The 11,503-nt window shown below is 29.4% G+C and carries 7 protein-coding genes; 1 reads left to right on the forward strand and 6 read right to left on the reverse strand.

Annotated features, from left to right (window positions below; all coding sequences use genetic code 4):
* Nucleotides 1-3: 3 nt before the first annotated feature.
* Genes CXP39_RS02735 through oppB form a run of 3 tightly spaced genes read right to left on the reverse strand, consistent with a single transcriptional unit; the run spans nucleotide 4 to nucleotide 3,938 of the window.
* Nucleotides 4-1,563 (reverse strand): ABC transporter ATP-binding protein, encoded by a 1,560-nt coding sequence (locus CXP39_RS02735; RefSeq protein WP_027047950.1) that lies wholly within the window; start codon nucleotides 1,561-1,563, stop codon nucleotides 4-6.
* Nucleotides 1,564-1,587: 24 nt separating this feature from the next.
* A complete protein-coding gene (gene oppC / locus CXP39_RS02740) occupies nucleotides 1,588-2,589 on the reverse strand; it encodes an oligopeptide ABC transporter permease OppC (RefSeq protein ID WP_051591839.1) in 1,002 nt (333 codons plus the stop codon).
* A gap of 17 nt (nucleotides 2,590-2,606) precedes the next feature.
* Entirely contained in the window at nucleotides 2,607-3,938 is a 1,332-nt protein-coding gene (gene oppB / locus CXP39_RS02745) for an oligopeptide ABC transporter permease OppB (RefSeq protein WP_051591838.1), read from the reverse strand.
* A 490-nt stretch (nucleotides 3,939-4,428) separates the two neighbouring features.
* Here oppB and CXP39_RS02750 point away from each other — a divergent pair, with 490 nt between their 5' ends.
* Entirely contained in the window at nucleotides 4,429-4,920 is a 492-nt protein-coding gene (locus CXP39_RS02750) for a hypothetical protein (protein WP_027047947.1), read from the forward strand.
* An 89-nt stretch (nucleotides 4,921-5,009) separates the two neighbouring features.
* Here the strand turns inward: CXP39_RS02750 and CXP39_RS02755 are convergent, their stop codons facing one another.
* The 3 genes from CXP39_RS02755 to CXP39_RS02765 form a co-directional block, all read right to left on the reverse strand.
* Nucleotides 5,010-7,130 (reverse strand): lipoprotein, encoded by a 2,121-nt coding sequence (locus CXP39_RS02755; RefSeq protein WP_027047946.1) that lies wholly within the window; start codon nucleotides 7,128-7,130, stop codon nucleotides 5,010-5,012.
* 102 nt (nucleotides 7,131-7,232) lie between these two features.
* The gene (locus CXP39_RS03970; protein ID WP_027047945.1) at nucleotides 7,233-9,314 is read right to left on the reverse strand and encodes a lipoprotein; all 2,082 of its coding nucleotides are present in this window, start codon (nucleotides 9,312-9,314) and stop codon (nucleotides 7,233-7,235) included.
* Between the two features lie 100 nt (nucleotides 9,315-9,414).
* Nucleotides 9,415-11,499 (reverse strand): lipoprotein, encoded by a 2,085-nt coding sequence (locus CXP39_RS02765; protein ID WP_101305127.1) that lies wholly within the window; start codon nucleotides 11,497-11,499, stop codon nucleotides 9,415-9,417.
* Nucleotides 11,500-11,503: the final 4 nt, after the last annotated feature.

Raw genomic sequence — 11,503 nt, forward strand, 5'->3', positions numbered from 1 at the left:
AACTTATTCACCTACCTTTGCTTCACTAACAGCTTCACGTAAACGACTTAGCTGTTTTGGCTTTTCAATTTTTGGAGAACGTGGATCTAATAATCATGTCTTAGCTCCATGAGATGGACTAACCTCAAACATTGGTGGTTCAAGTTCATAATCAATTGCCATCGCAAAATCATTACGAGGGGCAAATGGGTCTCCCTTTATTTCATTAAATAATGATGGTGGAGTTCCTGAAATTGAATACAGGTCTTCACCCTTATTTCCTAATTGTGGTAATGAAGATAATAATGCTCATGTATATGGATGTCTAGCATCAAAGAAAATATCATTTGTTGTTCCATATTCAATAATTTGACCAGCATAAACAACTGCCACACGATCAGCGATATTTGCAACAACTCCCAAATCATGAGTAATAAAAATAACTGTCAAATTGTATTCCTTTTTTAACTGTTTAATTAAATCCAAAATTTGTGCCTGAATGGTTACATCTAAAGCTGTAGTTGGCTCATCACAAATCAAAATTTTGGGTTTACATGCTAAGGCAACTGCAATTACAATACGTTGACGCATTCCCCCTGAGTATTTACCAGGAATATCTTTGAAACGCTTTTCAGCATTTGGAATTCCCACTTTTTTCATCAACTCAATAGCTTCTTGTTTAGCTTCAATAAAACTCATTTTTTGGTGAGCTCTCAAAACTTCAGTAATTTGATATCCCACACTTAATAAAGGATTTAGCGAAGTCATTGGGTCTTGAAAAATTGTTGCAATAGTTCCCCCACGCAACTTTTTCAAGTTTTTGTTAGCTTGAGTTTTATTTTTCAATGCTGACTGATTTTGGAATGTTCAAATTTCCAATAGCAAATTAACCTCTTGAGAGTCAATTGCAATTTTGTCATTTACCTTATGAAGAATTTCTTGTAACAATATTTCAAATTCAGTCAAGTATTCTTCATTTTTTAAATAATCAAGAGCATTTTCAATCATAGTTTTTTCTAGAAAGTTTACACCTTCTGGAGTTGCAATTTCTTTCATAATTGGACGCATTTTTTTACGTGTGCGACGTGAAAGACGATTAAATGACGCCATTTCTTGATAGGCATTTTCAATTTCTCTTGTTAGATTATCAATTTCAATTTGTGAATTAATAGCATCAATATTCATTTCGATTTGTTTAGTTAAAATTCCAATTTTAGTTTTAGCTTCTTTAATACGCAAATTATTGTAACTTTTGATACTTTTACGTGCTTCAGAAGTTAATGCTCCCTTATGAAATTTGATTAGGTTGATTTCATCTTTGAAAGCTGTTTTTGGATCATTTTTTGAATCTTCATTTGGATAATACATAATTGAACCATTAGCAATATAACCATTTGACTCTAACATGTTTGTTAATGTTTTAGTTAACACTGATTTTCCTGATCCTGATTCTCCAACAATTGCGACTGTTTCTCCATCATAAATATCAAAAGAAATATTACGGATTGATGTCAGCATTTTTGATCGAACTCTAAATTTTACAACTATATCTTTTAACGAAAGTATCTTTCTGTTATTTTCCATAATATTTCTCCTTTTCTTAATGATTTATCTATGGTTTTTAGGGTCTAATGAGTCGGCAAATACTTTAGCAACAACGAAGAAAATAATTGATACTGTTGTTGTTAAAATTAGCGGAATGATAATTAAATGTGGATAATTTTGTCATAAAGTTCCTGCCATAACTTCATTTAAAATTTGTCCTAATGAAGTTTGTTTTCTACCTTCAATAAATCCAAATCCCAAAAATGTTAATGACGCATCAATTGAAATTGCATTGGGAATTGCAAACGTTCCAGATTGAATAATCACTGGTAAAATTTTTGGCATAATATTTTTTTGGATAATTCTTCCAGAACTACTTCCTAAAGAAATTGAAGCAGTATTATAATCGGTATTTTTAACTAGCATAATTTGAACTCTAACTGTTGTTGCAATCGCAATTCAAGCTTGAATTGATACCCCTAATATAACAGGTCAATACCCCGGCTTAATAATGAAAATAATGAATAATAATAAAATTAGTTGAGGAACCAAAGTTAAAATATTTGTCAACTGTACAAAAAAGATATCAGTTTTTTTGAAATATCCTCAAATTGATCCAATAAAGATCCCTACCGCTAATTGAATTGAAGCCAAAATGAAAGCAAATAATAAAGTTGTTCGCATTCCTGCTCACATTTTAACTCAAAGATCTTCTCCCTCAACTCCCAAACCAAATCAGTAACCTCAAGTTGGAGCATGAGGACGACTTGATCCAATAATTGGATTTGAAGGATCAGCCAGATTTGGTTTTTCCAATGGCGTTGCTTCCAATCCTCAAGGAACCACAATTGCCAAAATAATAAAAGTTATCAAAATTGCAATTGCAATTAAGAAAGTTGGAGATTTAAATAGTAGTTTTCCAACAGACTTTCAATAGCTATAAGGCTTTGATGCCAAATGCTCACTTTCTGAACTTTGAGCACCAACAATAGTAAATAGCGATGAGTCTATTTCGTCAAAGTTAACATGATTTTCTCTAACAAACTTTTCTTTATTGATTTCCATAAATAAACTCTCCTTTTCTATTTTTTATTTCCTAAACTTACACGAGGGTCCATTCAAACCATTGTTAAGTCTGATACTAATGATGCAAAAATACGGACAAAAGCTGCAAAAGATATAAATCCTAAAATCACAAATGAATCTTTAGTTCCTGAAACAGCTTTAACAATAAACGGACTCATTCCTGGAATTCCTCATTGTTGTTCAGTCAAGATTGATGCTCCAAATAATGTAACTGCCAAATCTAATGGAAATTGACGAATAATTCTAATTCCAGCATTTCTAAAAATATGAATGTAGTAAACTTTAGATTCACCCATTCCTTTAGCATAAGCAAATTTTGTATAATCGGCTGTCATTTCATCAATTACATAACGTCTAGTTAAAATGACTGTTGATGGTGTCATTAACAATACTAAAGCAACAACTGGCCAAAACTTAGTTCAAAATGATCCAGAGTTAAACATTGCAGAATGACCAAATACTGAAATACTTAGCAAGTAAACACCAATAATAATTACAACTGCTGGTGCTGCTACTAATAAGATGTTAGCCCCGTTGATAATGTTATCTGATGGTTTTCCTTTACGTTTAGCTGCTTGAATTCCCAGTGGAACACCAATTAAGTAAGAAATAATAACTGACACTGATCCAAATGCAAATGAATATGGAATTGCTTTATTAAACAGTTCTAAAATTTCTGTAGAACCTGGAGTTCCAATTGATTTTGAAGAGACCACTCCTAAATAAACTCATACTGTCTTAGTTTCAACAATACTATTTCAGATTCCATCGCCACCAACTTTAAGCGCATTACTCAATAAAGCTGTAGTCATTCCACCATCACCTGTTAATGGGCTAGAACTAAAGTAAATTGTTTCTCCTGTAACAATAGTTTTGGGAATAAACGGTGTTATATTTTTAAGATATAAAAATAATCTTTCAGTTACACTTCCATAAACTCCAAATAGCTTCATACGATCTTCTAAAAATTTGTTATAACGATCACTACCATGAATTAAACCCAGCTTATCTCAATTTTCTGGCATGTATTGATCAACATCAGTCACAGCATTAACAAGTAAGAATAAAATGATAATTGCTGCTAATAGTGTTAAGAATCCATAAACAATTCTTTTAAATGAATATCCTATTAAAGGATGAGCTCTAAAGAATTTGTAAAGATTAGCATTAAAATCTTCATACTGATATTTTAATGCTCGAAATCTTGATGGTTTTCCATACATTAATTCATCATCTAAATTTAATTCAACTGAGTTAATGTCAAATGCTTTTTGCTTTGCTTTCTTTTTGATTGAGTAATCGCTTATTGTCTCTTTATTTTTAATCATAGTAATTGTGTTTCCTTTCCAAAGATACATATTTATGGTTTCTAAAAAAATATAGTATTAAAACCAATAATACATTAATTTCCAATAGTTTGGTAAAAAAAATTTTAAGTTTTGTTTTGATTTTCCTGCTTAAATATTATCAAATATAATCTAAACACTAAATATGCAAATTATATTGTTGACTAATCGATTTTTTTATTCTAAATAATAAATCAAGTTCAAAAATCATAAATTATTTAATAAAAATTATTAAGGCGCATGACATAATGCATTTCAAAAAACGCTTTACAAGTATTTAGGTAATTTGAACGCATAACCACTTGTCCCTTCTATATTAAATTCTTTGTTTATTGTTAATAACTATACATTAAAAATGTCTAAAAATGCAAGAAAACCGGCATATTTTTTATTTTTAATAACTTCAGATATTGTGGATATTAAGAATTATATGGTTTACTATTTATATAAGAATTAGTAAGGATATATTGACATGCAAAAAAAAGACTCAATTAAAAAATATCGCGAATCACAAAAACAGGTTCATAATCAAGAAGTCAATGAAATAATCAAAGAAACATATAGCTCGAGCAATCAAAATGCAAAGCTTTACTACTATAAGATCAATAAAAAGCTTCGCTGATGAGGTTGATTGCTTCCATTATTGTTGACTTCACTTTCTACTGGTTTGTCTTTTTTAATTGGGTGATCTTTATACTGAAACTTTAATTTAAATGGAGCTAGTGGTGGATGAGCTGGAGTAGGATGAGTAGCTTTTTCAATTTTAATTGGTTTTGCATTTAGTTACATGATTTTGAGTTGAATTAGAAATAGGCGCGCTGCAGAGTTTTTTAATCACAAGGGCCGTCGTTATCAACTTACTCTAACTGATTGAGAAGCCAAAATTATTATGTGAAAAAAAATTATTGGCCTGACTACAGTTTTAATGGTCATTGTAACAGGATTAACCATTGGATTATTATAAAAATCACAAACTTATGTTTGTGATTTTTATATATATTTAGTTATCTTTTTGTTTCCTATGGGTAAAAAGTTATTTGTTATATTTGTTCATTAAAGTTTAGATTCATACTTTCTAATCTCAAGATCAAAAAACTTTAAAGATCGTTGCTCTTTGCCAAGTCATCCAGATAAATTTAAATATGGATTTTCCGCATTCCAATCAAGCTTATCATCAAACAAATTTTTATCATTGCTTAAATTAAAATAGTTTTTCCCATTTCAAAGATTGTCATTTTCATTCATTGCATTAAAAGTTTTTCCCTTATCAAAAGGCATAAAAAGATTAAAAGTAGTTGTACCAATATTAAAAATATAAGACGCGTTTATCTCTACTGGGTCCTTTCCAGAACCGTTACCTGTAGTTGTTTCTAAATAACTAATATTTGTATCATATGATGCTCACTTGTTAAAATTTGCAGAAGTAATATGTTTTCCTACAAAATTTCCAGTGTCAGAATTGGGTCTTGTATCAATTGACCCTACAACAAATTCCATTTTTGCTCCAAATCTACTGAAATCATAATTTTCTTCAGTAGTAACATAGTTTTTTTGGTTATCTTGAGCAAAGTTAATTGCTGTAACGCTATTTTTATCAATTTTAAAGCCTGTATCAGTAGAAATCTTATTAGCTGTACTAAAGTTATATCCAAAATCGTATTTGTTATTATGAATAGCTGTTTTACGCATAATTGCATTTCATGATTCAGCAAATGAATTTTGCATATTTTTTTGTACATCCAATGATGTTTTAAATATTGCATTCCTTGTAAAATTTCCAGTTGGTAGCTCACTAGTTCACATGACTTTTTTATTGACAATTGTTAAAGCATTGTATAATGATATTAGTCATAAATCTTTTTTGTGAGCGTCAACTTTATCATTTTTATATGTTCAAGGCATTACTAAAGTTGGCAATTCCAATGAAATATCTTCATTCATTTTTAAACTAAGATTGCTTAGTCTAAAACTTCCATAACTATATGATTGTCCAACAATTTTGTCACGATTTGTTTGTCCAATATTATTAATGTCAAAAAAATTCTTTAGGTCATTATCATATTCTTCAACAATTTGATCAAAGTTTTTGACAACTTCTTTTAGCATAGTAACCGCATTTTCCTCTGATAACAGTTCAGTATTTTCTTTTTTCAAAATTAAACTATTTGCTAAAGGGTTTCGATGCAAATCATACATACGTTTAGTTTGTGTCATATTGCGACTATCACTTTTTAACATATTGGCATTAACATAAATTTGCTCTGCTTCTGTAATTTTTGGAGCATATGTAAGATAATACTCAGTATTTTCAACATTGAGTTTTTCAACTGTTGAAGAAATAGCCTCTTTAAATACATCTGAATTAATATAGTTAGCTATTGAACTTTCTATTTTGTCATCATAAGTTTTAAAGTCTAAACTGCTACTTTCTTTTAACAATGATGAGGCAAACTGTGAACTCGTATTATTATACAACTCTTTTGGCAGCTCACGAACGATTTTTTCTACAAATGAAATTGTTGGACCTTCTTGACCAACTAAAATATGTAATGGAATTTCCATTGTCTTAAACAACTCTTTTTGCCCCTCAGAATCTTTATTATACATATCTCTAGTAACCGTTGCCTGAATTGAATAAATTTGCTCCAATTTCTGGGTTTCAAGATTTGTATATTCTGTTTTTGTAAGCATAAAGTCTTTATCTCCAGAAATTTTAAATTCTCCAAGTGTAGCATCAGGTGAGCCCATATAAATATTTCTAAATTTAACAGCATTTTCACCTGTTGCTAGATTTGCTTGAATCATTTTGCTAAATTGTTCTTTAGGAAATAAAATATTTAAATCTTTGGCAAACTTAATACCATTTTCGTTATTTTCATGAAGGTCAAATGTTGTATTTGATTCGGCATCTTTATAAACTTCATTTAAATATTTCAAATTAAATAGTTCATAGTTGCTTTGATCGCCTTCTTCACCAATTTGTCTAACAAATTTTTCAGCATTTTGGTTATAAACACTGCTTCAAATTCTGTTTAATTCATTTTGAAACTCTTTGATTAATTCATTTGAAATTGGTGGTACTTTTTCTTTTTCTTTTTTCCCACAAGCAGCAACTGACAATCCCGCAGTTGCAGTTAATGTAACTGCTCCTAATATTGTTAATAATTTTTTCATATTTTTTCTCTTTCACTCTATTTTCGTAATTATATATTTTGAAAAACTGAGTTCCTTTCTGCGATTGGTTGTTTAAAATTTGAGCTAATGGTCCAAAACTTTTTATCTAAGCTGAAAAAATGTCGCATTAATGCTGCTTCATCAATTATAAGAATCAGAAACATATGGATTACTTGCATTTCAATCAAATTCAGCTTCCGTTGGTGAAAATAACTTTCGATCATTACTCAGGTCAAAATATTGTTTTCCGCTTCAATTATCATCAGTCGCAGCAGATAAAATATCAAACCCTTTTCCTTGATCAATCGGTATAAACAACCTGAAATTAATTAATCCAATATTAAAAATATATGAAGAACTGGCATTGACTATAGTTTGCCCATTTCCTATGGCATACGAAGTTTGATTTCTTCAATTTTCCTTTGGATATTTACTTCCATAGCTTGTCAAACTTGCACCCGTCGTACTATGATTCCCAACTTCTCCTAAACTTTTATCAATTCCTAAAACCGTTTCAATTTTTGCTGAAAAACTGCTAAAGTCAAAATTGCATTCATCAGTTATATAATTTTTCCCGCTTCTTGCAAGGTCCACCCAAGTAATATTATCTCTAACCTTAAAAATTTCAGGTCATTTAGGATTATACACACGTTTTGAATATGATGAATTTTTATCCTTTTCAGTTCGCTCTAAAATTTCATTTCACTCAATAGAAAATGAATTTCTTATTTCAGATAAAGCTTCTTTAGAAATAGCAAACATACCACGACTAACATTTTCACGCTCTGTAAAATAGTTAGTGTTAACTGCCATAACTTTTTTATTGACAATGTTTAAAGCATTGTAAAGAGAAACTAATCAGCTGTCTTTTTTATCTAAGTCACTATAACTATCATTTCTGTAAGTTCAAGGAATTACCATAGTCGGCAATTCTAGAGAAACTTCATTATCTTCAATATTTATAAAAACATTGTTAAGTCTAAAATTTCCAAAACTATAGGTTTTATTAACTATTGATTCCCGATTAACATTTTTGTCAAGATATAAATCTAAAAAAGTATTTAGATCGTTTTCATGTTCATCAATATTTTGGTCTAAATCTTTGATCACTTCTTGAAGCATTACAGAAGCATCCTCTTCTTTTAAGACTTTTGTATCAGCTTTTTTTAAAATTAAACTGTTAGCTAAAGGATTTCTTTGTAAATCAAACATACGTTTCGTTTCAACTTGTTTTTTATTGTCATTTCTTAGCATAGTTGAAGTTATTGATATTTGCTTCTCTTCTGAAATTTTAGGTCCAAATTTAATATTATATTGGCTTTCATTATTATTAATGCTTTCAATTTCTTTGATAATGGTATTTTTAAACTCATTTGAGTTAACTTGATTAGATAAACCCAACTCCAAATCATCATCATATGTTTTAAAATTTGCATCACTTCTTTTCATTCTTGAAGTCCCAAATTGTGAACCTTTTTCAGAAAATAAATTTTTGGGTAAATTGCGAGCAATTTTTTCTACCAAAGTTATTGCCACACCATCTTTCCCAATAATAATATTTAAAGGAATTTCAACTGTTTGGAATACACTTTTTTGACCTTCAGAATCTTTATGATACATATTTTTAGCAACTGTTGCTTCAATTGAATATAGTTTTTCTTGTTCTTGATTTTCTTTATACTCAGTTTTGATAACATTAAATGGCTTGTCTTGAGCAATTTTAAAGTCACCAAGTGTAGAATCTGGTGAACCCATATATAAATTTCGATATTTGACAGCATTTTTACCCGTTGCCAAAGTTTTTTGAATTTTATCTGCGAACTGATTTTTAGGAAATAATTTATTTAAATCATAAACAAACTTTTCAGCATTTGATTTATCTTCATGAAGATCAAAAGTTCTTGTTCCCGGAATATGTTCATATTGACTATTTAAATAATTTAAATTAAAAAGTTGGTAATTTTCTTGGTCACCTTCTTCACCAATTTTTCTAACAAATTTTTCAGCATTTTGATTATAAACATCATTTCATAATTTATTTAACTCATCCTGAAATTCTTTAATTAGCTCATTTGAGATTGGTGGCAATTTAGCATCATCTTTTTTTTGACCACAAGCAACAACTGATAATCCCGCCGTTGCCGTTAAAGTAACTGCTCCTAATATTGTTAATAGTTTTTTCATAATTTATTTACTCTTTCTAATTTAACTTTGTGATTAAATATATTTTTAATTACCGTTACCGCTTTTATAAAATCACATTCATATTATTATTTAAAAGCTTTTATCTAAGCTGAAAAAGAACTGGAAGAATACTATTTAATCAACTACTTGATTCAAGAACGGCATATGGATTGACAGCATTTCAATCAAAATCGGCTTCTGTTTTTGTAAATAAGCTTTTGTCATTGCTTAAATCAAAATATTGTTTTCCATCTCAATTGTCATTCTTTGTAGCAGATAAAGTGTCAAAAGCTTTTCCTAGATCAAGGGGCAAATACATTCTAAAATTAATTAATCCTATATTAAAAATATAAGAAGAACTAACATTAGAATACGATTGAGAATCTCCTACACGGTAAAAAGCTTTATTATTTTTAATTGGATTTTTAGAATACTTACTTCCTTGGCTTTCTAATGTCGCACCCGAAGCATGACTTCCAACGTTCCCTAAGTTTTTGTCAATTCCTAAAACTGTTTCAATTTTTGCTGAAAAACTGCTGAAGTCAAAACTACTTTCATCAGTTATATAATTTTTCCCACTTCTTGCAAGGTCCACCCAAGTAACATTATCTCTAACCTTAAAAATTTTAGGCATTTTAGGGGTATACACATTTTCTGAAAATGATGAATTTCTATCTTTTTCAGTTCGTTCCAGTATTTCACTTCACTCAATAGAAAATGAATTTCTTATTTCAGATAGGGTTTTTTCAGAAACAGCAAACATACCCTTTTCAACAACTTCTTCGTTTTCCTTATTATTATAATAATCAGCTCTAGTTGCCATAACTTTTTCATTTATAACTTTCAAAGAATTATATAGTGAATTTAGTCAAAGATCCTTTTTATTTAAATCATTGTACTTATCATTTCTATATGTTCATGGAATCACCATTGTTGGTAGTTCAATAGTTTTTCCACTATTATTCATTTCTAAATTAATATTATTTAATCTAAAGTTTCCAAAACTATGAGTTTGTTGAATCATTTTTTCTTTAGCTTTTTGATCTTGAACATATAACCCTAAAAAGTTTGTCAAATCTTGATCATGTAAGCTAACACTCTTATCTAAGTCTTTAATGATTTCTTGAAGCATCATAGAAGCATCTTTTTCTTCTAAAACTTTTGTGTCAGCTTTTTTCAAAATTAAGCTGTTAGCTAAAGGATTTCTTTGTAAATCGAACATACGTTTTGTTTGAACTGCTCTTTTATTATCATTTCTAAGCATTGTAGAAGTCATAGCTACCTGACTTTCTTCTGAAATTTTAGTACCAAATTCAAGCTTATAAATGCTTTCGTTATTATTAAGGTCGGCGACTTCTTTATCAATAGTATTTTTAAACACTTCTGAATTAATGTAGTTTGCCAATTTTAGTTGCAGCTCATCATCGTATGTTTTAAAAGCTGAATCAGTTTGTTTAATAATTGATGAGGCAAATTGTGATCCTTTTTCTGAAAATAATCTTTTGGGCAAATTGCTTACTATTTTCTCTATTAACGAAATAGTCGGCCCATCTTTTCCGATAATAATATTCATTGGAATTTCCATTGTTTGAAATAAAACTTTTTGTCCTTCAGAGTCTTTATGATACATATCTTTAGTAATAGTTGATTGAATTGAGTATAACTTTTCGTTTTTTTCTCCCTCTACATATGCAGTTTTTGTGAGAACAAAGCCTTTGTCTGTAGAAATTTTAAATTCTCCAAGTGTACTTTGAGGTGAACCCATATAAATGTTTCTATACTTAATAGCATTTTCACCTGTTGCAATATTATCTTGGATCATACTTTCAAATTGCTCTTTTGGAAATAACTTGCTCAAATCATTAGAAAACATTTCAATATTTTTTTGGTCATCATGTAGATTAAAAGAACCCTCTTTACGATTTCCATATTCACTCTCTAAATAATTTAAATTAAAAAGCTGATAGTTTTCTTTATCTCCACCTTCTCCAATTTGTCTAACAAATTTATGCGCATTGGCATTATAAACACCACTTCAAATTTTATTTAGCTCATTTTCATATTCCTTAACAACTTCTGCTACACTTGGTGGTACTTTGGGTTCTGTTGTTCCACAAGCAACCACTGATAATCCTGCAGTTGCTGTTAAAGTAACTGCTCCTAATATTGTTAATAGTTTTTTCATTTTT

It is taken from the genome of Mesoplasma syrphidae, assembly GCF_002843565.1.
GTDB classification, from domain to species: domain Bacteria; phylum Bacillota_I; class Bacilli_A; order Mycoplasmatales; family Mycoplasmataceae; genus Tullyiplasma; species Tullyiplasma syrphidae.